At 50.7% G+C, this 26,400-nt stretch carries 21 protein-coding genes; 11 read left to right on the top strand and 10 right to left on the bottom strand.

What is annotated here, in order from left to right; translation table 11 throughout:
• Genes dptG through B3797_RS04815 form a run of 4 tightly spaced genes read left to right on the top strand, consistent with a single transcriptional unit; the run spans position 1 to position 8,461 of the window.
• Complete coding sequence (gene dptG, locus B3797_RS04830) at positions 1 to 1,326, top strand: DNA phosphorothioation-dependent restriction protein DptG (protein WP_311790543.1); 1,326 nt, start codon at positions 1 to 3, stop codon at positions 1,324 to 1,326.
• Positions 1,307 to 6,388, top strand: a complete 5,082-nt coding sequence (gene dptH / locus B3797_RS04825; RefSeq protein ID WP_311790542.1) for a DNA phosphorothioation-dependent restriction protein DptH — start codon at positions 1,307 to 1,309, stop codon at positions 6,386 to 6,388. Before dptG ends, dptH begins: the two co-directional genes overlap by 20 nt.
• 20 nt (positions 6,389 to 6,408) lie before the next feature.
• The gene (locus B3797_RS04820) at positions 6,409 to 7,512 is read left to right on the top strand and encodes a hypothetical protein (RefSeq protein ID WP_311790541.1); all 1,104 of its coding nucleotides are present in this window, start codon (positions 6,409 to 6,411) and stop codon (positions 7,510 to 7,512) included.
• Positions 7,505 to 8,461, top strand: a complete 957-nt coding sequence (locus B3797_RS04815; RefSeq protein ID WP_311790540.1) for a hypothetical protein — start codon at positions 7,505 to 7,507, stop codon at positions 8,459 to 8,461. Before B3797_RS04820 ends, B3797_RS04815 begins: the two co-directional genes overlap by 8 nt.
• A 101-nt stretch (positions 8,462 to 8,562) precedes the next feature.
• On the opposite strand, the gene dndE is transcribed toward B3797_RS04815, so the two are convergent.
• The 5 genes from dndE to B3797_RS04790 all read right to left on the bottom strand — a co-directional run bounded on the left by dndE (position 8,563) and on the right by B3797_RS04790 (position 14,428).
• A complete protein-coding gene (gene dndE / locus B3797_RS04810; protein ID WP_311790539.1) occupies positions 8,563 to 8,916 on the bottom strand; it encodes a DNA sulfur modification protein DndE in 354 nt (117 codons plus the stop codon).
• Entirely contained in the window at positions 8,916 to 10,925 is a 2,010-nt protein-coding gene (gene dndD / locus B3797_RS04805) for a DNA sulfur modification protein DndD (RefSeq protein WP_311790593.1), read from the bottom strand. Before dndD ends, dndE begins: the two co-directional genes overlap by 1 nt.
• A complete protein-coding gene (gene dndC / locus B3797_RS04800) occupies positions 10,915 to 12,549 on the bottom strand; it encodes a DNA phosphorothioation system sulfurtransferase DndC (protein ID WP_311790538.1) in 1,635 nt (544 codons plus the stop codon). Before dndC ends, dndD begins: the two co-directional genes overlap by 11 nt.
• On the bottom strand, positions 12,546 to 13,631 hold the full coding sequence (gene dndB, locus B3797_RS04795) for a DNA sulfur modification protein DndB (RefSeq protein WP_311790537.1): 1,086 nt from the start codon (positions 13,629 to 13,631) through the stop codon (positions 12,546 to 12,548). The genes dndC and dndB overlap by 4 nt, the downstream gene beginning before the upstream one ends.
• A 584-nt stretch (positions 13,632 to 14,215) precedes the next feature.
• Positions 14,216 to 14,428 (bottom strand): hypothetical protein, encoded by a 213-nt coding sequence (locus B3797_RS04790; protein WP_311790536.1) that lies wholly within the window; start codon positions 14,426 to 14,428, stop codon positions 14,216 to 14,218.
• A gap of 270 nt (positions 14,429 to 14,698) precedes the next feature.
• Here B3797_RS04790 and B3797_RS04785 point away from each other — a divergent pair, with 270 nt between their 5' ends.
• Complete coding sequence (locus B3797_RS04785; protein WP_311790535.1) at positions 14,699 to 15,484, top strand: CDP-diacylglycerol diphosphatase; 786 nt, start codon at positions 14,699 to 14,701, stop codon at positions 15,482 to 15,484.
• Between the two features lie 182 nt (positions 15,485 to 15,666).
• Positions 15,667 to 16,164 (top strand): RcnB family protein, encoded by a 498-nt coding sequence (locus B3797_RS04780; RefSeq protein ID WP_311790534.1) that lies wholly within the window; start codon positions 15,667 to 15,669, stop codon positions 16,162 to 16,164.
• Positions 16,165 to 16,304: 140 nt separating this feature from the next.
• On the opposite strand, the gene B3797_RS04775 is transcribed toward B3797_RS04780, so the two are convergent.
• The 4 genes from B3797_RS04775 to B3797_RS04760 all read right to left on the bottom strand — a co-directional run bounded on the left by B3797_RS04775 (position 16,305) and on the right by B3797_RS04760 (position 19,922).
• Positions 16,305 to 17,417 (bottom strand): FAD-binding oxidoreductase, encoded by a 1,113-nt coding sequence (locus B3797_RS04775; RefSeq protein WP_311790533.1) that lies wholly within the window; start codon positions 17,415 to 17,417, stop codon positions 16,305 to 16,307.
• Positions 17,418 to 17,453: 36 nt separating this feature from the next.
• Positions 17,454 to 18,215: an amino acid ABC transporter ATP-binding protein gene (locus B3797_RS04770; RefSeq protein WP_158591253.1), complete on the bottom strand. Its 762-nt coding sequence runs from the start codon at positions 18,213 to 18,215 to the stop codon at positions 17,454 to 17,456.
• An 11-nt stretch (positions 18,216 to 18,226) separates the two neighbouring features.
• Positions 18,227 to 19,036 (bottom strand): amino acid ABC transporter permease, encoded by an 810-nt coding sequence (locus tag B3797_RS04765; RefSeq protein ID WP_126689067.1) that lies wholly within the window; start codon positions 19,034 to 19,036, stop codon positions 18,227 to 18,229.
• 73 nt (positions 19,037 to 19,109) lie between these two features.
• Positions 19,110 to 19,922: an ABC transporter substrate-binding protein gene (locus B3797_RS04760; RefSeq protein ID WP_120455537.1), complete on the bottom strand. Its 813-nt coding sequence runs from the start codon at positions 19,920 to 19,922 to the stop codon at positions 19,110 to 19,112.
• Positions 19,923 to 20,117: 195 nt separating this feature from the next.
• On the opposite strand from B3797_RS04760, the gene B3797_RS04755 reads away from it, so the two are divergent.
• Positions 20,118 to 21,188, top strand: coding sequence for a LacI family DNA-binding transcriptional regulator (locus B3797_RS04755; RefSeq protein ID WP_311783174.1), 1,071 nt, complete (start codon positions 20,118 to 20,120; stop codon positions 21,186 to 21,188).
• Here the strand turns inward: B3797_RS04755 and B3797_RS04750 are convergent.
• A complete protein-coding gene (locus B3797_RS04750; RefSeq protein ID WP_311790532.1) occupies positions 21,181 to 22,650 on the bottom strand; it encodes a PLP-dependent aminotransferase family protein in 1,470 nt (489 codons plus the stop codon). The genes B3797_RS04755 and B3797_RS04750 overlap by 8 nt on opposite strands.
• 84 nt (positions 22,651 to 22,734) lie before the next feature.
• On the opposite strand from B3797_RS04750, the gene B3797_RS04745 reads away from it, so the two are divergent.
• The 4 genes from B3797_RS04745 (at position 22,735) to B3797_RS04730 (ending at position 26,352) form a co-directional block, all read left to right on the top strand.
• Positions 22,735 to 23,448, top strand: a complete 714-nt coding sequence (locus B3797_RS04745; RefSeq protein WP_311790531.1) for a GNAT family protein — start codon at positions 22,735 to 22,737, stop codon at positions 23,446 to 23,448.
• A 605-nt stretch (positions 23,449 to 24,053) separates the two neighbouring features.
• On the top strand, positions 24,054 to 24,635 hold the full coding sequence (locus B3797_RS04740) for a winged helix-turn-helix domain-containing protein (protein WP_311790530.1): 582 nt from the start codon (positions 24,054 to 24,056) through the stop codon (positions 24,633 to 24,635).
• A gap of 539 nt (positions 24,636 to 25,174) precedes the next feature.
• On the top strand, positions 25,175 to 25,720 hold the full coding sequence (fimA, locus tag B3797_RS04735) for a type 1 fimbrial major subunit FimA (protein WP_311783170.1): 546 nt from the start codon (positions 25,175 to 25,177) through the stop codon (positions 25,718 to 25,720).
• Between the two features lie 47 nt (positions 25,721 to 25,767).
• On the top strand, positions 25,768 to 26,352 hold the full coding sequence (locus tag B3797_RS04730) for a fimbrial protein (protein ID WP_311790529.1): 585 nt from the start codon (positions 25,768 to 25,770) through the stop codon (positions 26,350 to 26,352).
• The last annotated feature ends 48 nt before the right edge of the window (positions 26,353 to 26,400 follow it).

Raw genomic sequence — 26,400 nt, 5'->3', positions numbered from 1 at the left:
ATGTACCCTATCGCAACCGAGTTAAAAGTGGGTAATAATCAACTGGATAGCTACTTGCCGGTACGCAATAAAAACAATGATGTTAACTGGCAATTTGTTACCGGCTTAGTCCTTAGCTATGCCCTGAAACGCAAAATTGAAGCCTACGATTCTGACCAATTCCGTGAAGATTGTAAGACACATATGCAGGAGCTGCTTGATGAGCCTGCATTCTGGTCGGTGCTAGAACGGATGTATTTTTCCAGTCAGGATATTTTCCGTGTATCCCCACTTTTTTTACTGTTTCACGCCCAGTTTAATGGTGAAAAAATAAGTACGGGATCAACGGCAGATAAACGTCTTGGTACGCTTTTTGCCAATTTGATGGGCGATTTTAGCCTTCGTTACCCCATACAGGACAGACTGAACTTTATTGAGCAGCAAATGCTGGATAAGCTCAATGAAAAAATAAAATTGCTGGGGAAAGGACCTTTTGCCGAAGAGCAACCCTATCTTCCGTATATGGTCACGTGTTTTCAGTCCGATCTGGCGTTTTTGGCGGAGCACCCACAATACCTTTTACAAGAATTGACCAACACCCTACGTTTGTACGCCTTTAGCTGGTGCGCTCAACTGGCGCTCAATCTGGACAACTGGCAGGACGGCGAACCACAAAGCAAATCGCTATTTTTTATTCTTGATAGCGAAAAAGCCAGCTCTGAACGGGAAAAGGTGAAACGTTATGGCTATAGGTTATTCTCCAGCCAGAGAGAAAAACTGTTCCCGATACTTTCCGCGTTGGAGGTATTGCAGGTAAAAGGGGCGAAAAAGCGCCCTCTCTGGCAGGTATATCAGGATTGTTTGAGTTATTCAGGCACCCCAAATCAAGTGTTAGATGAGCTTAATGATTACATACAAAAATTTATTAGTAAGGAAGAACGAGATCTCCCAGCTCGTGAACGCGCTACAAATTTGGAAAGTGCTTTCAAACAGCTATTATCCGTTGCCGTAGAGCAATTCCAGGATAAAAAAACTAACCGCGCGGATATAAATAAGAACTACATTAAGGAGCTGGAAAACCAGATTTGCACTGACTTCATTCAGGTGCGTGGTCGAGCAGGGAAAGTGCTGGTGCTTAATCAGGATCGTCTGCTGTTACTGACCAATCTCACCGTAGGCAAAAATGACAAACTTCGCCTGCATGAATTGCTTCGCGGTTTTGAACAGCGCGGTTTTTATCTGGACAACCAGTCGGCGCAAACGCTAGTGGCGTTTTATGAGCGCATGGGAAATGTAGAGCGAATGAGTGACAGTGGAGACGCCGTGTATGTCCGTAAAACAGTATGAAACCTATCTGGCGGAAACCTTTATTGAATGGGTAGGTGGCATCATTCAGCCCGGCGAGCGCTACCAGTTCAAATCTCCCGATCCCGATAATGCTCTAAAACTCTGGGAAGCATTCGTCTCTCTGGCGGACGGCAATCAGTTGGAAATTGCGCCAGGGCAATATATTGATTGCCTCCCCTGCAATGGTGTTCAGCTTATTCCTGTACTGCACGGAGCCGAGGCTCCAGCATTTACAGAAAACTACATTTCTCATTTGCGCGATGAGGTTGCAGGGCGTAGCGGTGTTTTTGCCCAAACAGCGCTGTTGATTATTCACAACAGTATGCTCGATACCCTGATTAACAGCACGAAAGACGTGGCGGCACCGGATGCTATCTGGTACCCCCAAACTTTCAGTCATCAACTGGAAAAGCTCATTACCACTGGTAGTAACCGTTCGGAATTGTCCCGCTGTTTGCTGGAGGATCAACTGTCGACGGTACTGGATGAAGGCGCGACCGTATTTGGTTTCTCTTCGCTGTATCGCTTGCTGGATGATGGCAATCTGGATTTCTCCGAGCTCCATCTGTTTAAAGATGATGAACTACTGAACTATAGCCAGAAGCAGCTACGCACCCGGCTGAATGAAAACCGGAAATTATATCGCCAGATAGAAGATAGTGTTGAACGCTACAGTGGACAGCTCGAAAATGTGTTACCTGAGTTTAGTACAAAATTTATTCAGGAGCATTTTTACGATAAAGATGACTGGCGTGAGCTCGATTTCTCCGACTACAGGAAAGAGAAAGAGCAGAACAGCGAACAAAAACTGGTACTGGAGAATGTTTCCGTCGAAAACGGCGAGATTTGGCTACGGGCAAAAAGTGCCAGTAAGGCAGGAAAACGCGATATCAGCCTACTGGTGCAGGTGCAGCCAGGGCAATCAAAGGCTGAGTTGGAGTTCAGCTTTCAGGGCAACGATCTTCAGGATAATCAGATAAAGATTGCCCATAATCGCCAGTTAAAGAACATGCCTTTCTGGCGCACCAGCCGGGCGGGCGGCAAGACTTCCCGCATTATGGCGTCGGTTCCTTTTGACGGGCATCCCTGCTTCTTTAGTCTCGAACTGACCAACCGCAATAATTCAGCCGAAGAGTATAAATTTCGCCTGTTGTTAGTTGAGCAGGGACAATTCTGGCTAAACGATATTCAGCACTGCTACCGCATTGAGCCAGGTAAAGACCAAATAACCCTGCAACTGGAAGATAACACGCTGCGTATTGCCGAGTCTGGCAGCCTGACCTGTACGTTGGATGACGAGAGCGAAGACATCGACTGCCAGCATTATGCTCATGTGAATTTTGAGACGCTGGCAAATCAAAGTGACCTGGTTCAGTTTGTGCTCGTTTCCGGTGATTCCCGTCTGTCGTTTAACATCGAGGGGCCGGGAGCAGAAGAAGGGCTAACGCTGCCGCTGCTTTTTGACCAAAGTCGTTTCAATAAGTTGTTTAAAGAAGAGGGCAATGCAACCTGGAACCGACTAAAAGGGCGCATCATACTCGATAATACTGAACACAAGGTCGTCGGTGTACGCCAGCAGTTGTTGATACTGGAAGCCTCATTAATTGAGCAACGTCTGCTGGGTACGGGAAATGACGATAGCGAGTTTGCGCTGGATGAACTTCTTGCCAGCTACCCCGATCTCCATAACGCCTATGAGCAGTTATTTGCCTACTATCATCGTCGTAACACCCTGCCGAGTCTGGTGTCTTGGTCAGCGGAATATCGCACACTGGTCAGCTACATTGTTACTACGTTTGAACAGTCACTCCAGCAAATCGGCCTGAGCAGAGCGCTGACAGCGCAGGAGAAGCGTCTTCTGCATCTGGGGATCTGCCGCAATGATAACCATGAGCGTCTCTCACCACTGCACCCATTAGTGCTGGCCTACCATCTACAACTGGCAGAAACTATCGTTGCGGAGTCGGAACAGCACGATTCGGCTTCATTTGCCACACTGCCGCCGATCACTCTTGATCGCTTGATGGTTTCCGGCTTAATACCGTTTGTTTACCACAGTGAGCATGAATACGCGCAACTACAGCCGGTGGAGGAGAACCGCTTCTGGATTGATGTGGTTCCTCAGCGACAGGTTAGTCATGACTACATTAAACGTCTGGTAAAAGACAAACTCAATGAGTTTACAGACGCCTACGCTCGATTGTTCCAGAGCGCTGGAAACAATGCGTTGATTATCAATGCCATTAATCAGGGTAATGCTAAAGAGCTGTTTTTGGGATTAGTGGAATATTTTAAGCAGGAAAAAGAGCACGCTATTTCGGTGCATGTGAACTGCTACGATGAACGTTTGCTACCTAATATGTTCGATCACTTTGCCGAAAGTGGTAGCTATGAGCAGCTCAAAAACGATCTCGATCTGAACAGCGGCGTATGGCGGGCGGAAGCCGATATGCTGATTGACCTGCTGCGTAGCCGGTTAACGTTCAGCAAGTTTGTCCTGCCGTCAGAAAGCGACAAGCTGGCCTATGCACATCTGGCATTTTTCACCAATACAGCACCTGTGGATTGCCGCCAGATCCGCATTGAAGATGCGTCCAGCGGGGTATTGTGTCATGGGTTGATCGCTGGGGAAGGTGCCGAAACGCAGGGGGATGCTTACTTTACCGCGTTTGGACTGCGTGATGTGGATACTGAGTCCTACTGCGCCCTGCGTCTTGCCCGACTAATCGGCTGCCTGTGGCAACCCGCACGTCAAAGCAACAGCCAGTATCATGGACAAGGGATCGGCTTGGCCGTGAGCGGCAATTTTAAACAGCTACTCAATTACTCATACAATAGCGCGCTCTGGACCACCATCATTGATCCTAAAGTCACCCTCGACTTTTTCACCAGTCAGAAAGATGTGGTGCTTATCCACTATTCTGACCAGTACACCAGTTGCGCAGGCTACGATGCCGTCACCGTCACGAAGCAGGTTGATTTGTTCCTACGGTTACTCCAGACCGGAAGCCAGTCAGGGCAACCAGCTGTTGATAGTCAGCATCTGCTGGCTGAATTTAATGCCTTTAACGGTGAATGGCTGCTGAAAATGCTGCGTTCCAGTGAAAGAGAGCGTAAAGAGAAGCACGGCATTATAGGTGCGTACAAATTTGTGCAATCTATGTTGCACCAGTCCGATATTTGCTGGATTCCGTTATCGGTGGCCGAAATGATTCGCGTGTCCGGCAATGTCGGACTGAAAATGAAAGAGAGCGATTTATCGAGAAATTTACAGGGTTATCGTAAAGGTGCGATCTCTGATGATGTGCTCTTTGTGGGATTCAAAGAAGACCGCCTCTATTTGTTGCCTCTGGAAGTTAAAACCGGGGCGCGACCGGACTACAGCTATGCAGGCCAACAGGCTCGTGAGCTGAAACGTTATTTACAGCAGGATATTCTGGAACCACAAACGCTGGCATCACAGCTGTACCGGGCGCTCTTTATTCGTCAGGTGTTGATGCAAGTGGAGAAACTGCGTCTGTATGGTGTGCTGGACAGCAACAAACTGGCTCCCTTGCTGGATAGACGCGAATGGTGGTTAACGGGTGACTATGAGTTAGGTGAGTTGGCCGACTATGCGGACGGCTTCGTCGTGGCGCATGTGGACAGTGCAGCCTGCTTCGATCTCTCTTATAAAGAGACAGCGGAGAATATCTTACAGATTGAAATCCCTTATTCACTGCTGCCTTCGCTGATTGCTGCGCAGGGGGGGGAACCACCGCTGGCGGAACGTTACCGGGTGCCGGAAAAATACCGGCTTAAGCCAGAGTGTGATGCCAGTTCGTCACAACCCGAAGTCGTGCTAAAAGTCACAACGCCGACTACTGCACAGCCCATTTCGGAACCCGAGTCATTACAGCCTGCTGTACCGATGGCGACTACTGATATTAGCGATACTCCATTACAGATCCTGTTTGGTCATGATGCTGTGCGTCAGAGCCCGTTACATTGGGAGCCAACCAACACCGCCAAGTTCATGAATACCAATACCGGCATTATTGGAACGATGGGTACCGGTAAAACCCAGTTTACTAAATCGCTGGTCACACAGTTGATGCGTAATCAGTCCTGTAACGTTGATGGTAAACCTATTGGTTTGCTGATCTTCGACTACAAATCAGACTATGTGGATGAGGCTTTTCTTGATGCTACGGGGGCCAAAAAGTACAAATTATTTAAACTGCCTTACAACCCCTTATCTCTGTTTGGTGACACGCCAATGCTACCAATTCATACCGCTGGTGGGCTATCGGAAACGATGGCAAAAGCCTATGGATTGGGCCATAAGCAGCAGCTCAAACTAGAAAATCTGATCTTAGAATGCTACGAAGCTGCGGGGATTTTACCGGAAGACTCAACAACATGGTCAAGACCCGCGCCAACTATTGAAGATGTATGGCAGCGCTTCCTTGATCAGGAAAAAGTTGATGAAGATTCGCTTTACGCAGCGCTTTCTAAACTGGCGCGTTACAAGATATTCGAAACGATCCCGGAGAAGATGACCAGTCTGTACGAATTGATTGACGGTGTCACGGTGATTGAACTGGCTGGCTACCCACCAGAAGTGCAAAACCTGGTAGTCGCGCTCACGCTGGATCTGTTTTACGCGCAGATGCAAAAGCGCGGTAAACCAGTGGTGCGAGGAGATTATCGTCAGCTCACCAAAATGATTCTGGTGGACGAAGCCGATAACTTTATGCGTCAGGATTTTTCCAGCCTGCGTAAGATCCTTAAAGAAGGTCGTGAGTATGGCGTTGGTGCGATCCTATCAACGCAGGAGATAACCCACTTCAAAACTGGGGAAAATAATTATGCTTCTTATATTCTGACGTGGGTTATCCACCGAGTCTCGGAGATTAAGAATGCGGATATCAAGGCGGTGTTTAATGTTGATGATAAAGGTGAGCAGGAGTCTTTGATGGGACAGATTCGGCAGCTTGAGAAGCATTTTAGCCTGTATGTTGATGGGGATAAGCAGGTTAAGAAGATGCGTGATAAAGCTTTTTGGGAGTTAGTTTTTTAATTTTTTGACGAGGTAATATAATGTCAGGGCAAAATATAGATTTCATTGATCTGGAAAAGATTAAGTTAGATGATAAGAATCCTAGACTTCCATCATCTTTTAGGAAGAAAAAAATAGGGAAATCTGACATCGTTAATTGGATGCTGAATGACGCATCTATTATCGAATTAATGCTTGCTATAGGGCAGGCAGGATTTTTCATTGGCGAATCCTTATTGGTTATTCCTGATGGGCATGAGTCGGATAAGTTTATTGTTGTTGAGGGTAACAGGCGCTTAACTTCAGTGATGCTACTCAATGAGCCTAGCTTGGCTACATCCCAAAAAATAAAAATAGAAAAAGTTTTAAATGAGACAACAGAGAGGCCAAAAAAGCTACCTTGCATTATATTTAAATCCAGAGAAGAAATAAATAAATATCTGGGCTATCGTCATATCACCGGTGTCAAATCATGGGGGATCTTACCAAAAGCAAGATATCTCAATGAATTATCAAAAGAGTTAAATGAAACGGATTTTACAGCTAAATGCCGGAAGTTGGCAAAAACAATAGGGAGCCGTAGTGATTATGTTCGTAGTTTACTAACGGCCTATGATCTTTATCTTAAAATTGAAGACCAGGCTTTTTTTAAGATAAAGGCATTGGATGAAACGACCTTACATTTTAATTACCTCGCTGATTCGTTAAGTAGAGAAAATGTAAGAAATTACATTAATGTTGATATGAAATCAAATGAACCAACATCTCATGTGAATATAGATAAATTAGAACTGCTAACCAAGTGGTTTTTTGAAAAGAATGAAAATGGGCGTAGTCGGGTCTTAGGTGACAGTAAACATTTGGGAATGCTTGATAAAGTTTTGGGAGATAAAGAAGCTGAAGAATACTTTCGAACCGGGGAAGGAAGTATTGTCGAAGCATATAATCTAGTTTCTGTTACTGCTGATTCGTTTAACCAAGAAATAGATATGTCTTTGGCTGGTTTAAAAAGAGCAAATAATATTATTCATAATGTAGAACAACATCATGACTCGGTTAAAACTAAGCTAAAAGAGATATTCACATTAGCAAAAAATATGAAATTGATTATTGAGTCCATGGCTGAAGAGAAATGGGATGATTGAGTTCAAGTTATTAGACAAGACACCAAATGAAACTCTATGTAATTCACATTACTATTGTGATTATTTAGAACTTTTGGCCTTGGTTGATTGTGATGATGGTCTTAGTGTCAGTGATATTTATGACCGTTTTCTTGAGGATAATAAGATAACGGACATTGGCACGGAAAATGGCAGTATTGTGAATGAAGAGTGGATGGGAAGAATATCTGGATGGTTCGATGAGATCAATTGTAGAGTATCTCATTACGGAGATAGCTACCCTTTCATCTATGATGGAATTAGAGTAAGGAAAAATAATAATTTAAATAGAAAACATCACTTATATATATTGCTATTGTTATGTTCGTTACTTAAATATATTGGCGGATATCACTCACTAACAACTTTATTTGAACAAATATCATATGTTTCTTTGAAGAAATATCTTCCTAAAATTGCAGAGGTTCATGTTTTTGGTGTGTCCTCAGAAAAGAATGCACGATATTCGGGGAGTATTGATCAGAAATATAGTCTTCTCGCACAAGATTTAGGATTAACCAGATCAACTAGACCTAATGTGTTCAGAGAGGGAGATAATGGTGATGGTGGGGTTGATATCGTTGCTTGGGTTCCATTTAGAGATGATCCAAATTTAGATAGAAAACAGATCTTTCTTGGGCAAAGTGCATCGGGGAAAAACTGGGCAAATAAACAGGCAAGTGTTGATAGGGTAAAAAACTATATTATGGACCTCCCTTCTAACGCACAAAACATTTTGTTTATTCCGTATGATTTTAGAGATTCTAACCGTTATTTTTGCCAAAATGACGAAATTACAGCATCTCTTATATTTGATAGGCATAGAATAATTAAGCTTATAAATATAGATGATATTAATATTGATTCCTGGAAGGATACAATACAAAGAATAATGGATTATGTATTATCATTTGAAGAGGATATAATATAAGAATAATACGATGGATATCTTTTAACTCATCATATAGAAGTGTTTTTAGATGCTAACTTAATGCCTAAGTCAAGGTCTCGACATTAAGTTAGTCTAATACTTTATAAGTTCAAAGTGAAATCTTTTAAATTTTTATAGTTCCTCAACGCAGCAATTCCATCCTCAACATGTGCAGCCCATGCCTTAATAAGATCTTTTTGTGCCATGTGTGGATAAAGCATTTTTAATACTAATTCCGTAGCTTGCAGCGTTTCCCCCAGCCACGTAAATTTATCCAGCATCATCGCACCATCCAATTTTTTATTATCATTATCCGGCGAATAGCGAAACTTACTCTCCACCGAGCGGAAAAATGCCAGTCGAGCAGCGACATTGGGCGTAATCCCAGTATATCCTTTAAGCTTTTTAAGCTGGTCTTCAGTCTGACGATTAAGCATCATTCGATTTGGGAGCATCAGATCGCCTCCTTGGTTAATTCCCAGAAATAGCCAGGCTTAAGCGCAGATGATTTGGTATGTGCATTAAACACAATCTCATAAGCATGAGAAATATCATCACGTAGTCGATCAACAAAATAACGCTCGTCCACTTCCGTATCGGTGGATAACAACACAACCTGATGGCTCGCCTCTGGGAAATAATGATTAATCAACTTATCCCGATGTTGAGAATCCAGACGTCCTAACGGCGTATCAATAATCACCGGGAAATCACGCCCAGAGGTTTTTGCCAGCGCCTCAAGAATAGCGATCGCATAAATCTGCTTTTCACCCGCAGAAAGCAGCTTGCGATTAATTACCGAACCCTTTTCATCCACCAGTTCAACATCAAATGTCTGTGGATTTATGTGCGCATTAAGCTGTAAATCCTCTTTACGAGCCAGCTTATGGTAGGCGGTTTCAAAGTTGGCCGATAACTTTCTCACTCGCGCCTGCGTTAACACATCGCTGTAGTAATCGAGCAGGTTAATGGTCTCCTGTGCATTTTTAAATGCGCTGCTCAAACCATGTTGGCTACGGGTGATGTCATGTGCTTTCTGTACTTGACGAACACAGTCCAGTTGCTGCTGTTTCGTCCGTTTAGCCTCTTCCAGCAGTGAGCGGTATTTTTGACGCTGTTTTTCACGTTTATAATCGAGATCGCGTAATGCTGCAAAGAGATCCATTAACTGCTCGTCTTCCGGGGCGCGAGCAATATTAGCAGCGGCTTGCTCAAGTTGTTGTTCAATATCCGCTAATTGATGGCGGTAAATATCAAAACGCTGCCATGCTTTTTTACTGTCCTGCTCAATGGACTGCTGGAGCATACCGGCTTCACGTTCAGAAATATCAAACAGCAAATCACCTTTTGGTTTGGTTGCCATATATGCGTCCAAATTATTGGTAATCGCTTCGGTAGCAATGGCTCTGGTGCTACTCTCACTGCTGGAACGGAACGCGATATCATTTTTGAGTTGAGTTAAAAATTGATTTAACTCCGTCTCAAAGCTTTTCGCCTGCTTGATCTGCGCTTCATTGGCAATTTTTTCGAGCAACCGTGACAACGTATCAGGCGCTAACGCATAGGGCAACGATCCATCACATTCCTGTCGTAAGGCTTTTTCCAGACGCTCTTTTTCTTTTAACAGTGTTTCAACTTTTAGTTTTTCCTGTGCTTTAGTCTGGGCAAATGCGCCGCCCTGCGCATTTAATAAGCCCTCATGGCGAATAATGTCCTGGGATAAAAATTCAATCCGTGAATTGACGAAATCGGCCTCTTCCAGCAATTTCTCTGCCTGACCGGCAAGCGTTTTAATCTTTGTCTCAAGCGCTTCGACCTGCTGTTGCTGGGAGCCACCTAACTGTACGGTTTGCTGGCGTTTGACAAAAATCATCAGGTCATTTTGCAGTCTGGCGATCAGATCCAGCCCCAACAAACGACGCACCGCTGTACGCAGAATATTACCGGATTCATCTTCTGCCAACTCTGCAATCTTCTCTCCATCAAAAAAGAAAAGGTCGGCAACACCATGAGGGATTAACTCATTCAAAAAACCCTGGCACTGGTCATAACTGAGTTCACTACGTGGTTGTCCATCCTGCTGCAAAGAGAGACGGTCTTTCTTTCCTTTCTTCCAGCTACGCGTGACGGTGAATTCAGTTTCATGGCCGTTTTGGTTGTAGGTAAACGTCAGTTCTACCGCGGCCTCTTCAGGGCGCTCCGTGGTATACGTCCCGTTGTGCACTAGTGCACCAAGTTGTTCAACATACTCCTGCTGTTGCATCGCTGGGCCAAACGCTAAACGCCCATACAGTGCCAGCCGAATCGCCGACAAAATAGATGTTTTCCCTGCGCCATTTAAACCACCAAATAGCACAATCGGACGAGGATGTACTTCATGAGGGCGCTTTCTGGGAGCCAGATCGATGGTGTGTGTGCCACAAAATACGCGAAAGTTATGTAATACCAGTTGCTTAATAAGCACGTTCATTTTCCTCATCGATAAGCGCAGACGATTCGCCTGCATCGATAATTCTGCGCTGTAAAGTCTGAAGTTCAGCTTCTAGCTTTTCAACTTCGTCCTGATGAATATCCCGATCGTTGCGTTTTTGCAGCATTGATTGTTGCTGCTGAATTTCTTCCAGGCTGCCCCAGTCCTGCTTCAAGATTGTGCCGAGCTTGTCAAAAATTCCCTGACGACGACTTAACCCTTCCATGGAAGTTTCCAGCTCGATCAATTTCATCACCATTTCAGGTACTACATCGAACCCTTGCGTTATCTGGACCAGCAAATCAGCATCGCTTGCATCAAAGCGAGATTGATCGTCAACAACCCAGTTCAGATCCTGCTGATATACCTCGCGGTAAATACCCGGTAATGTGTCGTACCAGTCTGGCTCGTTAGGATCTTTCAACCACTCCTGGCGGATAGCGTGCAGCTCCGGCTGAGTAATTAACGTAATCGTGTGGCCTTGGGCGTTTAAATCGCGCTCAATTTCCAGTAAGTCTTTTAACCACTGCTGGCGGTATTTGAGCCAGTAAGGGCCAGGAACATGCTTACGTTCTGCACTGCGATCTTCGCCGTCTTTAGCGTACTGATAACTCACCTTACCGGTGCGGCGTTTATAGTTGCGATAGGTGTCTTTATTCACCGGGTCGGTGGTAAACGCCAGCAGATCACGATATTTTAGTAATGGCGCCATCCATTCTTCGCCGTTTTTGATCAGGCTTTCCATCGCTTTATCCTTGGTGACTACGGTACAGGTCCAGCAGCCAAAGCGAGAATTACCACAAGAGGGGGTACTTTCGTCGATCACCAGGGGACACTCACCCTGTGCGGAAGAGTCCATATACAGCGTCCACAGAGGGCGGTTATTTCCCCCCCACGGGCTTTCCCACTCGTTTATATCTTCGGGAGCGTATCGGAATGCACCGCGCAACAATTTCCAGACATCTTCCACATCCCAGGTATCAATAGGGGTATAGATAAACGCATTTGCCAGCGTAGTGTGCCGGGCCAGGCGTGAGCCATCAATTTTGTGCTTTGCGATTACCTGAGCACGGGAAGCACTCTCGCTGCTACGTGAGCCGAGGACTACAATCACCTCATCAAACTGGCTGACTTTATCTTTAATAAAGTCACTGACCGGGTTGATCTTCATACGCTCGGTACACCAGCGAAAACTGCGTGTCGGAGCCGGGTAACCTTTACCTAGCAAATTTACCCAGAAGGTTTCATTGGTTTTGGGCGTTACTGCATGTTGAGTGATTGGCAGACCATTACGCTTTGCCCCCGCCTCAATTTGCAACATAGTTTTCTTAATCAAATCCACAACTACCGGTGTTTCCACCAGCGTATCGGATGACACCAAGAAAACATCTTTACTGCGCATTTCTGGAGGCAGACCCAGTAAGGCCAGATACACCAGTGTAATAACTGCTGAAGAGTCTTTGCCTCCACTGTAGCCGATTACCCACGGGCGCTTATCCGCACAATAAATTCTTTGAACTTCGGCGACATATTCCGACAGAGGACGTCCAGCAAACTGTTCTTGATTAATAAAATCTTCGTATTCGGCCAGATCGAAGGCCTGAACTAATTTACTCATGAGACAACCATTTGAGCTTCAAGCTCCTGTTCTTCAGGAGTGAGGGGAAGAGATAATGCGATTTTTAACGCGTTGCAGGTTAACTGAATTGCCGTACTGGTTTTACTCAGCTTACCGTGCTGCATCGCTCGTTTAATCAAATCTGGATTATTTCTACGCCAGTTGAATGTTTTGAGGGAAACAATTTTCTCCGGCCATTCTTTGGGATAATTCATAAGTAACGCATACCCCAACTGTCCGAGGGCCTGCAAACCAATGCCGTGGGCATGGATATAGTCCTGCCTTAGCTGAACAGGTGACACTTCTTTTCTGGCGGCTAACTGCCAGTCTGGCATGACGTTAAAAACCGCCTGCCAGTAGCTAGTGGCGATTTGAGTACATTCTTCAAAATTATCTTCTTTTGGCTCTTTGCCCAGCAGTGCACGAGTTGCCTGCTTGATGCTACTTAAAGTAAACAATTTATTGGAGCGTTGGCTGATACCTGATTTTTCCAGCTCAGTCATTCCGATGAACGGTTCAACGGACATCGCTAGGTAACGTGCCAGGCTGGAACTGGCATCACGGTGATCGTATAATGATGACAATGAAGGACTAGGGCGTATTGCATATTTGTTCAGATCGGCAAACATTTGCTGGCTGCGTTTTAATCCCTCATCAACAAAAAACAGCACTGGAATGTTATCCTGCCCAAGTTCTGGACGAGCATCCAAAGCGTCTTCAATTGCCTTACGACGATGCTGGCCATCGTTGATCAAAATCTGTGCGTCCATCGGAACGGAGAGCGTTCCCAAGTTATTAGACCCCGGGAATTCATCAAACTGAACGTCAACAGCGATGGAAGCTGTTAATGCGGAAAAAACATAATCTTTAGGGTTTTCAAGCAAATAACGTACCATTTCTGGAATGCGGGATTTGTTCAGGGTGCGCTGTGCACGTAACTCTGGAGGAACGTCATTTTCATCAAAACTGAATATTTTGGGGATGATTCGCATTGGACAGGTAGCGATATAAAAAGGTCGTCCCGCCTGAATGCCACGTATAGCCGGGAACGAGTAGCAGTAGTCCGCATCAATACTAGCCATAGTGTAATCCGTTTAAAATCGAGCTAATGGGTTACGTGATATTTTACGTAATACCTGTGCGGATTTACAGCCTTTTGACGTGAAAATTTGCGTACTGTAGCTCAATTTATTGTTGTAACTGGAAAATTTCCTTTAGGTTCAGCTCCTATGAAGTGGTCTTCACTCTTTTAAGTGCAATAATTCATCAATGTAACAAAAATCGAATTAAATCATCCTTAAATAGCTAACGTTTATTTGATTTATTTTATTTAAATTCAAGGATTTAACTTGAGTGAGCTGTTAGTAAAATCAAACATAAAGCAGGCTTAATCGGATAAGATACCTTTGTTAAAGTTAGAGGGGCTGGCAAATTATATGTGGTGTAAGACTTTTACAAATCTTATTTCCGCACACCCTTTGCCAGTTTCCCGGCGCATTTAATTAGTGCAAAGGCAGCCCCCGGCATCCCTTCTAAAAAACACGTCACGCTCTTTGCACCAATGCAGGATCTGCCGCAGCGCGCCATCAGCGAAACCAACATCAGCCTTACAAAAAAAGCGAGCACCGACCACACCTCGTCCAGCTGGCGTTACAGCGCAAATTTCCTACATGCGACGAGGGAAATGTGTTGGCTGAATCTCTGTCCAGTCGGGACGTTCACCCGACATTATTGCTCGCTGCTGAGAAGGGGAGACCGACTGGAAAATATCCGGCATGGTGCGTCCTGCTTTTTCCGGCGCTCTGCTCGTCCCGCTGTTATCGTAGCTACAGGCCGATAAGCCGCAGGTAATCAGCGCCGATACGAGAAGTTTTTTCATAAATCCTTTTCTCCCGAATAAGTGAAACAGGGAACAGCCGGGCAGAGCGCTCGTCATTGCTGCTCCGTTCTGTGCTTCGTCCTGAATATGTCAGCTGTATGGCGTTATGCGCAGTACGCGCTTGAGGTAACGAGAAAGAATGACTCAAGCCGCTATGCCTGAGTTAAAATCCATTGAAAGATAACACTATGCTGTCAGACAGCATAATCAGGCTGCCCGTCTTACCTTGTATGAGCCTGACTGCGTTAATGGCAACTACTGGCTGACTTTATGCGATTAAGGATCTATCGAGGGTTATTACTCTCTGCCATTGCGCTCCTGCTAACCGGATGCGCGCGCTCTGACGCGCTGTGGATGGTCACGCAGGATCTCTGCATGACCAACTACCACTACCGGCACGATCCCGCGCCATGTCAGCAAATCTATCAGCCGCAGAGTAATGAGCAGGGCTTCAGCATCCTGCAAAATCCCCGCTACAAATACCATTTTATCCTGGTGCCAAACCTGGCGATGTCCGGTATCGAGAGCATCTCGCTATCGCGCGCGGGCCGCACCGACTACTTTGGCTATGCCTGGCTGATGCGTTATCGCTTAATGTCGGCCTATGGCGCAGATGTTCCCGACGATATGCTGGGTCTGGCGATTAATTCCGCCTGGGGACGCAGCCAGAACCAGCTGCATATTCATCTGACCTGTCTGCGGGAAGATGTGCGTCGTCAGCTTCAGGCTGAGCGACCCTTCATAGATGAGCAGTGGCGTCCTTTGCCTGACCGGCTGCTGAACCATACTTATTATGCCCGCCGCGTGATGCAGCCGACGGCGATGGGCATCTATCCTATCGCCTCGGTGGCGCGCCACTTTCAGCTGTCGCCGCCGCAGCTGGCGGAGTATGGCGTGGCGTTGATACCCACGACCTTCTCGGGAGAAAAAGGATTTATCCTGCTGACCACGCGGCGCGGCTGGGATAGGGGTAACCGCGCCTCGGTGGAATCTTTATTAGATAAACGCTGCGATATTCTTACTGCTTCTCCGCCTGTCCGTTTAGCCGAAAAGTAAGGTAATTGGGCACTCTTTGTCCGCTCGGTCAGGCCTGCAGAACCGTGCCTGGATTTGATGCTTTTATCCTTACAGGAAACTGTTATTTGAACCTTTCCTGTTCTGCTACGGAACTGAGAGGCTGTACAGATTGTCTTTATCCTGGTCTACTGTTAACAAAATCAATCAACGTGGAAAACACTATGCGCAGGACTCAGAACGCACTCTTTTTAGCGGGTTTACTGTTTGGCTCGCTGAGCCTTGTTCCCGCCGCACAGGCGGAAGGCGACGCCACCGATACCGTTCCGCCACCGCCGCAGGTGCAGCAGCAGGCACCTGCCGATGCGCAGCCGCAAGGCGATAGCACCGACCAGCCGCCGCTGGGACCAAACGCGGAAGAGCCGGAAGCGGGCAGCACCCCCTCGCCAGCGCCAGACGCTAACGCCGGCACTTCGCAGCCGCAGTCAAAATACGATCTCGACCGCGTCATCATCGACTACAAAGAGTACAAGGTCGGCGACAGCGTGCCGCAGCAGTATCTGGATAAAACCTACACCATCGTTGAGTGGCAGAAGCGTAACCTGCCTGCGCCGGAAACCGGCAGCCACTGGACCTATATCGGCGGCAACTATCTGCTGATCACCAATGACGTCGGCAAAATCCTCAAGGCAGAAACAGGCGATATCTACTATCGCGGCTAAGTGCGAGCGCGGCTAAGAAGGCAGCGCTAACCGTACGGACAGGCACCCCATCCCTGAGGTGCGCCTGTCGCCGGGCCAGCGCGCCCACGTGCCATATCCGGGCACCAGCAATTGACAGCCGGTCAGCGTGACCGGCTTTTTTATGCGAAACGGGCAGGCCGGAAGCTCTCCAGCATCGGCTGCTTCTCGCCCGTCAGGATCTCCTCCGCCAGCAGCTCGCCCGCAATCAGCGCCAAAGTCGCGCCAGAATGGGTAAAGGCGACAAAGCAGCCCGGCACGCTCTCCAGCTCGCCCAGCACCGGTTCGCCGTCGCCGGGAATCGGTTTTAACCCCAGCTTCCAGCTCGCGGCGCGCAGCGGCTCGCCTTTCATTAACTTGCTCGCCTCGGCGGCGAGCTGCGCCACCACGCGCTCATCAATGGTGTAGCTGCCGTCAGCCTGTTGCTGAATATCCTCTTCGTACCAGTCGTGATCCAGCGCGAAGGTCTTGCCCGGATTGGGGCGTACCGCCGCGCGTGGCGTATTCAGCACCGCCTTCATCCCGTGTGCGCTGGGTGCCGTGATCACCAGCATGGAAACGGGCGAACCGTTGGGGATAGTGACGCCGAGCGGCGCGACCACATCCGGCGTGGCGGGGCCGCAGGCGACCAGCACCGCGTCGGCGTCCAGGATATCCCCGCTCGCCAGCCTGATGCCGCTGGCGCGCTGCCCGTCGCGCACGACTTCACATTTCCCGGCGTGCTCGACGATCTCGCCGCCCAGCGCACGCAGCTGATGCGCCAGATGCGCCACCAGGTGCGGCAGGCTGACCCAGCCTTCGCCAGGGTTGAAGATCGCCTCCTGCGCCAGCGCCTCGTCCTCTACCTGCGCATCCGCCTGCGCCAGGCTGTCGCGCGTGACCAGCCGTGAGTCGTAGCCGTGTGCCTTCTCATAGGCATGGCGCGCGCGTGTGCCGCTCAGGTCGTCCGCCGCCCAGTACAGGCCGCCGTCGAAACGCAGCCAGTCGCGCGAGGGATCGTCGGCGAACAGCGTGCGGTAGCGATCGATGCCCGCCATGCGCAGCGCGTGATAGGGCGTGGAGCGTTCGCCCGCTGAGTTCAGCCACGAGAGCGAACGGCCAGAGGCGCCGGAGCAGAGTTCTGCCTCAGTCACCAGCGTGACCGCCGCGCCGCGTTTTGCCAGCTGCAGCGCGCTGGAGACGCCAAGCGCGCCACCGCCCAGTACCACTACGCGAGGGAGTTGTTCAAAAGCCATGATTCGGTTCCTTGTTCATTACGAAAGAGAGAAGGCTTACAGCACTTCCGACAGAAAACGTTGCAGGCGCGGCGACTGGGGCGCGTCGAACAGTGCGGCGGGCGGGCCCGCTTCAACAATCTCCCCTTCGTCCATAAACACCACCTGATCGGCGACCTTGCGGGCGAAGCCCATCTCATGGGTGACCACCACCATGGTCATGCCGCGCCGACAGAGATCGGCCATCAGCGTCAGCACCCCTTTCACCAGTTCGGGATCGAGCGCCGAGGTCGCCTCGTCAAACAGCATCACCTCGGGGTCCATCGCCAGCGCGCGGGCAATCGCCACGCGCTGCTGCTGGCCGCCGGAGAGATCGCGCGGGCGGTGATCGGCGCGCTGGCCTAAGCCCACCTCCTCAAGCCGCTGGCGTGCAATCGCCATCGCCTGCGCCTTCGGCAGGCCTTTTACCTTCCAGGGGGCCAGCGCCACGTTCTCCAGCGCGCTGTGGTCGGGAAACAGGTTGAAGTGCTGGAACACCATACCGATACGCAGCCGCAGCGCGTCGGGCTTGTCTTTCAGCACCGAGCGTCCCGCCAGCAGCACGTCACCCGATTTAGGTTCATGCAAGCGGTTGATGCCGCGCAGCAGGGTCGATTTGCCGGAGCCGGAAGGCCCGATAATGCAGGTGGTGGTGCCAGGCGCGATGCGCAGCGACACGCGACGCAGTACCTCGATCGGGCCGTAGGCCAGCGAGAGATCGCGCAGCTCCAGGCTCGATCCTTTCCAGCTCGCCGCAGCGGGCGGCTCACTCAGTTTCATTGCAACGCTCATTATTGCCCCCGATTGCTGGTTAAGGATGGTGTGGTCAGCGCGCCCTCGGGGCGCTTTAGCACTTCTTCGACCTCTTTCAGGCCGCTCTGCGGCGCGGTGAGGCGACGACGACCGGTGCGGTAGCGCACGTCGATATAGTTCACCGCATGGGTCAGCGGTACGGTAATCACCAGGTAGAAAAGCCCTGCCAGCATCAGCGGCGACAGGTTGCCGGTAAGCACCGCCGCGTCCTGTCCGACGCGGAACAGCTCGCGCTGGCCGGTCATCAGGCCGAGCAGGTAGACCAGCGACGAGTCTTTAATAATGGCGATAAACTGGTTCACGATAGCGGGCAGCACGCGGCGGATGCCCTGCGGGATCACTACCTGGCGCATCGCGCGGCCGTAGCTCATGCCCAGCGCGCGGCACGCCTCCATCTGCCCGCGCTCTACGCTCTGAATACCGGCGCGGAAAATCTCGCCCATATAGGCGCTGGCGATCAGGCTGAGGGCGAAAATGCCGAGCGGGTAGGGCGTCGGCCCGAAAAGTTGATAGCTGAAGCGCGCCAGACCCTGCCCAATCAGCAGAATGGTCAGAATCGACGGCAGGCCGCGAAACAGGTCGGTATAAAGACGCGCGGGCAGCCGCAGCCAGCGCGACGGCGAAATGCCCATCAGCGCCAGCAGCAGGCCGAACAGCGTGCCGAGCAGCGTGGCGGCAACTGAGATGATCAGGGTATTGACCAGTCCGGTCGCCAGCAGCTGCGGCAGCACTTCCTTCATTGAGTCGAGATCGAAGAAGGTGCGGGAAAGCATTGTCAGAAGATCCATCGCCGTACTCCATCAGTACGCGTGACGGACGATGCCGTCACTGGTGAAAAGCCGAACGCTCAGCGCTCACGCATTACTGGCCGCCGGGCAGATACTGCTCAGGCATCGGCGAGCCGGGAAACCACTTCTGATAAAGCTGTTTCCAGGTGCCGTCCTGCATGGCGGCTTTGATCGCCTTGTCGAGCGCGGCCTTAAACGCCGGTTTATTTTTGGCGATGGCGACGCCCGCTGGCGCATCGAACGACGGAATATCGGCGGCGGAGATCAGCTTGAAGCGTTCGGCGTAGCTTTTGGCGGCTTCATAGTCGAGAAATACCGCGTCCAGCGTGCCGTTGTTCAGCGCGGAGACCGCAGCGTTATTATCAGGAAAGCGCACCACGTCGCTCTGGGTGAAGTGCTGGACGGCGTAGTTCTCCTGCAGCGTGCCCTGAACCACCCCGAGCCGATGCTTCGCCAGCGTCTCAACGTTTTTCACGCCGCTGTCGCTGCGCGTCAGCACCGTGAGGTAGCCCGCCAGATAGCCGGTAGAGAAGTCCACCGTCTTCTCGCGCGCCGGGGTGATGCCGATAGCGGCGACCGCGGCGTCAAACTGACCGTTGGCGACGGCGGGCAGGATGGCGGAAAAATCCTGTCCGACGAAATCCACCTGATCGATGCCCATGCGGTGCGCCACATTTTTAAAGAACTCCACGTCGAAGCCGGTGAACTGGCCGCTGGCGTCGGTAAAGGTATAGGGTTTAGAGTCGCCTACGCTGGCGATGCGCAGGTGGCCCGGCTCCAGCAGCCCGTAAGGGTTATCGCTGCTGGCCGCCAGCGTGCTGAACGAGAGTGAACAGAGTGCGATTGCGGCGCCGCACAGGGCGCTCAGGTGAATTGGCGATTTCATAGCTCATCCGTTTTTGCAGGTTAAACATCAGAGACAGTCGAGCCGGTAGTAATAGAGTTATGAGACCGGTCTCAACGCAGGTTACGACAAGAGCACAGTTGTTGTGAGACCGGTCTCAAGGCGTTACAATGAGTTTAAGCACAGCCTTTTTTCGACGTCAATCTTCCTGTCATCAACCTGTGATTCGAATTAATTATGACCATTCAAAAAATGCGATCCAAAGCGCCTACCGTTGCCGACGTCGCCCGGGCGGCCAGCGTTTCAAAAGCGCAGGCGGCCAGGGCGCTCGGCGGCTACGGCGCCGTCAGTGAAGAGGTACAGACGCGAGTCAACCGCGCGGCGGCATCGCTGGGCTACCGGCCTAACGAGGTGGCGCGCACCATGAACACCGGGCGATCTAACACCATCGGCGTGATTGTCGGCGATATCGAGAACCCACATTTTGGTCTGGCGCTGCGCGGCATGGCCGACGTGGCGCGCCAGGCGGGCTTTCATCTGCTGCTGGGCAACAGCGATGAGAAAGGGCAGGCCGAGCAGGATGCGGTGCGGGTAATGCTGGAGAAGCGGGTCGACGGCATTATCGTCGCTCCCAGCCACTCGTCGCGGGAGAAAAACGGCCATCTGTTACAGGTTCTGGAAGAGGGACGTGCGCTCAGGCTGTTCGATCGCGCGGTAATCGATCTCGATGTCGAGGCGATCTGCTGCGATTTCACCGCCGTGGCGCGTGAGGCGACGCAGCAACTGCTGGAGGCGGGACACGAGCGCATCGCCTATATCACCAGCATGGAGCTGGAGGGGGAGTACCGCGAGGCGGCGGACTTTGGTCTGACGCCGGTGGCGCAGCGCGTAGGCGGCATGATGGCGGCTTTTGCCGCCGCCGGTCGTCGCTATGACACCTCGTTAATCCAGGCGAATGCCGGTAGCGACGCGCAGATCGCGCGCATCGTCGAGACGCTGTGGCAGCGCAGCGCGCCGCCGACCGCGCTGATCGCTTCCGACAGCCTGGTCGCCATGTCGCTGCTGCGCGCCGTGGCGCAGCGCGGGCTGCGTATCCCGCAGGATCTCTCGTTCATCATGTACGATAACTTTCCCTGGAGCGAAATCGTCGCGCCGCCGCTGACGGTGGTGGCGCAGCCGGTCTATGAGATGGGCCGCGAAGCGGCGCGACGCCTGATTGCCGACATTCGCGGCGAGCCGGTCGGCCCGCTGCCCGCCTTCAGCGCCGAGCTTATTCCGCGGCACTCTGTCGCCGCGCCCGCTAAGTAGCGGACGGCGCGGCGTCCAGCAGCCGACGGATTTGTCGCGCGCCCGCCTTTAGCTGCGCGGTGCCGGTGTTGCCGTAGCCCAGCACCAGCCCGCGCGGCGGCGCATCGCCAGAGCAGTAGCCGGAGAGCGCGCCAGGGGCGTAACCGGCCTGCCACAGCCGCGCCGCCAGCGCAACGTCGTCGATCTCGTCAGCCAGCCGCAGCACCAGATGCAGGCCGCATTCGCCGCCCAGCAGGCTGGCGCTTTCGCCCAGCGTCTCGCGCAGTGCCTGCCGCAGCGTCTGCTGTCGCTGACGGTAAAGACGGCGCATCTTGCTCAGGTGGCGCGTAAAGTCGCCGCTGGCGATAAAAGCAGCCAGCGCCTGCTGCTCAAGGCGATTGCCGCCGCGCAGTAGCTCATGCAGCGCCGGACGCAGCGTGGTTGCCAGCGCGGCAGGCAGCACCATAAATCCCAGGCGCAGCGCGGGAAACAGCGTTTTGCTGAATGAACCGATATAGATAACCGGCGCGGCGGGCGTCATGCCCTGCATTGCGCCGATCGGTTCGCCAACGTAGCGAAAATCGCCGTCGTAATCATCCTCAATAATCCACGCCTGATGCGCCTGCGCCTGTGCAAGCAGCGCCAGCCTGCGCGCCGCGCTCATCACCGCGCCGGTTGGGTACTGATGGGTTGGCGAACAGTAGATCAGACGCGGCGGAACGCTCTGCCACAGCCGGACGTCGGGCGCTAATCCCTGCTCATCCACCGCAACCGGCTGCACGCGCAGGCTACCGGCCAGCATGGCCGCTTTCGCGCCGCGATAGCCGGGTTCTTCTACCCAGCCGGTATCGCCGGGATTGCTGAGCAGCGTGACGCAGAGCGACAGCGCCTGCTGCGCGCCCTCGGTGATAACGATCTGCTGCGGCTGGCAGCGCACGCCGCGCGTCAGGCTGAGATGCTGCGCCAGCGCAACGCGCAGCGCCATTTCGCCCAGCGGATCGCCATAGCCCAGCAGGCGCTGCGGCGTGTCGCTCAGCACTCTGTTAAGCGCGCGACGCCAGGCGGCGAAAGGGAAGTGCGTCAGCGCCGGCACGCCGGGACGCAGCGGCATCTCTTCGCTGCTGTAGCGGTGGCCGGAACGCAGCAGCGCCACCCGGTCTGCCACCGGCGCTTCGCTGCCGACGGTGAGAGCAGGCGAGGCGGGCAGCGCAATCGGGCTGACGCGGCTGCCCTGACGATCGCTAATCAGATACCCTTCCGCCTGCAGCTGCATCCAGGCATTGATAACCGTGTTACGCGAAATCCGCAGATCCTGCGCCAGCTGGCGCGTCGCGGGCAGGCGCGTGCCCGCCGGAAGCTGGCCCGTCAGGATCGCGCGCTTCACGCGCAGAAAGAGCTGCTGCTGAAGGGTTTCGCCGTCGCGCAAGGCGAGCGGGGCGGAGAGCAACTGGCCGGTCGGGAAGGGGCGAGCATCAGGCATCATGGATCCATCATTCTCTTTGGCGGTGGCGCTTTTTAGCCTACCAGAAAAGCGGCAATCTCAGGATGACCACAACAAGGAGATGCTATGTCACACACCATCAATGAATATGGCCAGCCGGTGGGCCAGCCAATGCCGGGCTGGCAGCCGCGCCCGCTTCCGCAGCGCGAGACGCTGGAGGGGCGCTACTGTCGACTGGAGCCGCTAAGCCTGGCGCAGCACAGCGACGATCTGTTTGCCGCCTGGGCGCTGGCGCAGGATGGCCGCGACTGGACCTATCTGTTCGCCGGGCCTTTTAACGATCGGGCTGAATGGCTCAGCTATATGCAGCAGATGGAGGACAGCCGCGATCCGCTGCACTTCGCCGTGGTTGACCGCGAAAGTGGGCGCGCAGTGGGCACGCTGGCGCTGATGCGCATCGCGCCAGAGCATGGCGTGATCGAAGTCGGGCACGTCGCCTTTTCGCCGCTGCTGAAACAGACGCGGCAGGCGACCGAAGCCCACTATCTGCTGATGCGCTACGCCTTCGAGCAGCTCGGCTATCGCCGCTATGAGTGGAAATGCGACAGCCTGAACGCGCCTTCGCGCCGCGCCGCCGCAAGGCTGGGCTTTCAGTATGAGGGCGAGTTCCGCCAGGCGATTGTGTATCGCGGCCGCACGCGCGACACCAGCTGGTTCTCGATTATCGACGGCGAGTGGCCGCAGGTGAAAGGTGGCTTTGAGCGCTGGCTGGCCGAGGAGAACTTTGATGCCGGACAGAAGCAGCGGGAGCGGCTGGAGACGCTGCGCCAGAACCTTTAGGTTTTGGCTGTTGCCTGTATAAAATGGCTAGATGCTGACGTTTCATTTTGCTGATGCGTCAGCATTAATAGCAGATTTTTTCTGCGTGAAGCCTGGCGTTATGTAATTTATATTCTCATTTGAGAATGGACTTTGATTTTTTGATCAGAATATTTTGATTGTGTAAAAAAGAGAGGTCGCATTCTCGCTGCCGGTAATATTCTCATTTGGGAATGGAGAAGCATATATTAAGGCTGCTAAAGGCTGATGCCTGAAATGACCTTTTGCTAACGCATTGAATGTTATTATTAAATTTACAGCATTATCTTTTTTGTAAGGTTTATGTAATAGAAAGGGTAATAAAATAGCTCTTCAAATCAGGAAAATGAGAGTATATAGTGCCTGAGTGGTTAGCACAGGGAATCACTTAAAGATTATCGTCAGGTGAGGGGTGAATTAATGGAATGCGTTATAAGAATGATTCATTTCAGGCATTATATTTCTATTCAAACAGTAAGGGATGAATAGAATAAATTTCAATGTTAACCCGCCTCAGTGCGTAAAGCCTGTTTTATAAGGGGTTAACGTAACGTTTCTCGTTAAATTGACTACTTAGACAGCACCTTATGGAAAACTATTACCTTATTGATGGTCGCCTCTGTTTTTATCCTGTAACGAACGTCCTTAGACCGCTCGATGACAGTATAGCTGAGGTTGTTTTAAGTAAACCCGCTTCGCGTTGCTTTTTATTACTGATTGAGCGTCAGGGCGAGGTAGTAAGTCATGATGATTTTATTAATGAGGTGTGGGGTAAGAAGGGCATTATCGTCACTAAAAATACCTACTACCAGAGCATATCCATTTTAAGGAAAAGATTAAAAGCGCTCGGTTTTGATGATGATGTTATTGTCACCTTGCCACGCAAAGGGCTTATGCTGTCAGAAGAGGTAGCGATTATTAAGCAAAGCGACCTCAATCCTGAGTCTGTTGAGGCAGAGGCTGAAGCAAAGGAAGCCAGCGCGCCCGATAGCGACGCAATGACCAGCAGCAGTTTACCTGACGACAATCAACAGATACTCTCCGATGCCAGCGAAGCCGAAAAGAATAACAGTAAGCCCTGGATCTCAACCGTTAAAGCCAGATATGGCGGCGTGATAATAGCAGTCATCGTTTGTATACTGGTCGTGGCGGCTTATCTGGCTTTGTGAAGGGTTGTGTTCTTTCATATAAATAGCCTCATCTACTTCTTCTTTTAACTGCATGCCTCCGGGCATGTTTCCTGGCGCGTACCTTATCTTCTCCTCCGCAGCAAATTCCCCTCTCTTAACGCAAAGCGTTACAATACCTCTGGTAATAAAAAAGACCTTTAAGCTTCAGGCTTATCTGAAGCTGGTAATGATGTTTTATTATTATCAAAATAACCAGATGGTATTTTTTATTCGCCGATTTTATTTAACTCCCGTTCCGGTTTTATAATCCATGCTGTATTTCTGTTAAGAATGCCTGTGTTTATTTACCTCTTTAATTAAGAAGGCTTTTTTTCTGCCTGCGAGGAGTAAATAAATTCGTTTTCGTTTTGTGAATTTATCGCTTAAATGTTTTATTTTCACTTTTTTTGTATCTCTTCATGACTAAATATAGCCCCCGTTGAAGAGAACGCGTCTTAACAGACGTAATACACTCTGGTTCTGTTCTCTATCAGCCCTATAGAAACTCTTTGTGTAATTAAAATCTGGAGAAAAGAAAAATGGGTAAAACGAAAGTTGCTCTGCTGGCGGCTTCTCTGTTACTGGCGAACGTCGGCGCTCAGGCAGCATCAAGCGTGACTGCTTCAGGCGGCACCATTCACTTTACGGGTAGCCTGGTAAATGCCGCTTGCGCGGTTGCCACTGAATCTGCAGATCAAACTGTAGCTCTGGGTGAATACCGTACCGGCGCTTTCTCTGCGGTTGGCGATAAAACGGCGCTGATTCCTTTTGAAATCGTGCTGAATGAATGTGACACCACTGTCTCTACTGCCGCTACCGTTACCTTCACCGGTCAGACCGATGGGGAAAATAACAAACTCTTTGCGGTTAACTCCTCTTCTAACCAGACAACGGCAACTGGCGTAGGCATTCAGATCCTGGATACCGCTGATAAAGAAGTAACGCCGGGTACCGCAACGTCTTCCTTCACGCTGGCTGACGGCACCAACACGATGCACTACACCGCACGCTATGTTTCAACCAGCGCCACACCAACAGCCGGTGTTGCTAACGCCGACGTCACCTTTGTCGTTAACTACTCATAATTTGACGTTAACGTGAAGTGATTTGAACTAAAGAAGGAGACTAAAAAATGCTTAATCGGACTATCTCTTTATTCATTTTTTCTGGTCTCCTTCTTTATTGCTCGTTGTGTTCCGCTGATATTGGCATCTATAACAAGGGCAAGGTGAAATTGCGCGGCAATATCATCGAGGGCGCATGCGTTGTGACAGTCAATAACCGGGCTTCAGATGATATTATCGTTGATATGGGGAGTTACAGAAGCGATCAGTTAAAAGAGGTTGGCTTCTATCCTGACAAAGAGTACGTCACGTTCCGGATCTACGTAGGGCAGTGCAATATTGACTCAAAAAGAAATATTGAAATCGTTTTTAACGGAGAAACAGCATCTGAAGACAGCACGCTATTCAGGGTTTATACCGACAAAACGCCTTCGGCCCTGAAAGAAGAACGGGGCAATAAAGAAGTTGGCCTGGGGCTGGCTCTGTTCGACCAGGAATATAATGCGCTTGTTCCTAATAGCGTACTCAGCAGTTCTAAGTTTCGCGGAAGAGACGGGTTAATGACTTTTCTGGCAAAATATAAAGTAATAAAAAATGAAGTGCGTCCCGGAGAGCTTTTCTCCGAAGTGAATTTCAAGGTTTTTTATCCCTGATAACGCAGAGATTTTAAAATGACACTATTCAGTTCTCCTCTGAGAAGA

The sequence above is a fragment of the Pantoea sp. UBA5923 genome (genome assembly GCF_002431095.1).
Classification (GTDB): Bacteria; Pseudomonadota; Gammaproteobacteria; order Enterobacterales; family Enterobacteriaceae; genus Pantoea; species Pantoea piersonii.
This window is presented reverse-complemented; position numbering and strand designations above follow the sequence as displayed.

Coding starts and splice junctions, on each gene's coding strand:
- B3797_RS04775 (WP_311790533.1), bottom strand. CDS start 17,417: ATGGCTTTTGAACAACTCCCTCGCGTAGTGGTACTGGGCGGTGGCGCG.
- B3797_RS04815 (WP_311790540.1), top strand. CDS start 7,505: ATGATTGAGTTCAAGTTATTAGACAAGACACCAAATGAAACTCTATGT.
- fimA (WP_311783170.1), top strand. CDS start 25,175: ATGGGTAAAACGAAAGTTGCTCTGCTGGCGGCTTCTCTGTTACTGGCG.
- B3797_RS04760 (WP_120455537.1), bottom strand. CDS start 19,922: ATGAAATCGCCAATTCACCTGAGCGCCCTGTGCGGCGCCGCAATCGCA.
- B3797_RS04790 (WP_311790536.1), bottom strand. CDS start 14,428: ATGAAAAAACTTCTCGTATCGGCGCTGATTACCTGCGGCTTATCGGCC.
- B3797_RS04770 (WP_158591253.1), bottom strand. CDS start 18,215: ATGAAACTGAGTGAGCCGCCCGCTGCGGCGAGCTGGAAAGGATCGAGC.
- B3797_RS04820 (WP_311790541.1), top strand. CDS start 6,409: ATGTCAGGGCAAAATATAGATTTCATTGATCTGGAAAAGATTAAGTTA.
- B3797_RS04740 (WP_311790530.1), top strand. CDS start 24,054: ATGGAAAACTATTACCTTATTGATGGTCGCCTCTGTTTTTATCCTGTA.
- B3797_RS04750 (WP_311790532.1), bottom strand. CDS start 22,650: ATGATGCCTGATGCTCGCCCCTTCCCGACCGGCCAGTTGCTCTCCGCC.
- dptG (WP_311790543.1), top strand. CDS start 1: ATGTACCCTATCGCAACCGAGTTAAAAGTGGGTAATAATCAACTGGAT.
- dndC (WP_311790538.1), bottom strand. CDS start 12,549: ATGAGTAAATTAGTTCAGGCCTTCGATCTGGCCGAATACGAAGATTTT.
- B3797_RS04745 (WP_311790531.1), top strand. CDS start 22,735: ATGTCACACACCATCAATGAATATGGCCAGCCGGTGGGCCAGCCAATG.
- B3797_RS04755 (WP_311783174.1), top strand. CDS start 20,118: ATGACCATTCAAAAAATGCGATCCAAAGCGCCTACCGTTGCCGACGTC.
- B3797_RS04785 (WP_311790535.1), top strand. CDS start 14,699: ATGCGATTAAGGATCTATCGAGGGTTATTACTCTCTGCCATTGCGCTC.
- dptH (WP_311790542.1), top strand. CDS start 1,307: ATGTCCGTAAAACAGTATGAAACCTATCTGGCGGAAACCTTTATTGAA.
- B3797_RS04780 (WP_311790534.1), top strand. CDS start 15,667: ATGCGCAGGACTCAGAACGCACTCTTTTTAGCGGGTTTACTGTTTGGC.
- B3797_RS04765 (WP_126689067.1), bottom strand. CDS start 19,036: ATGGATCTTCTGACAATGCTTTCCCGCACCTTCTTCGATCTCGACTCA.
- dndB (WP_311790537.1), bottom strand. CDS start 13,631: ATGGCTAGTATTGATGCGGACTACTGCTACTCGTTCCCGGCTATACGT.
- B3797_RS04730 (WP_311790529.1), top strand. CDS start 25,768: ATGCTTAATCGGACTATCTCTTTATTCATTTTTTCTGGTCTCCTTCTT.
- dndE (WP_311790539.1), bottom strand. CDS start 8,916: ATGCTCCCAAATCGAATGATGCTTAATCGTCAGACTGAAGACCAGCTT.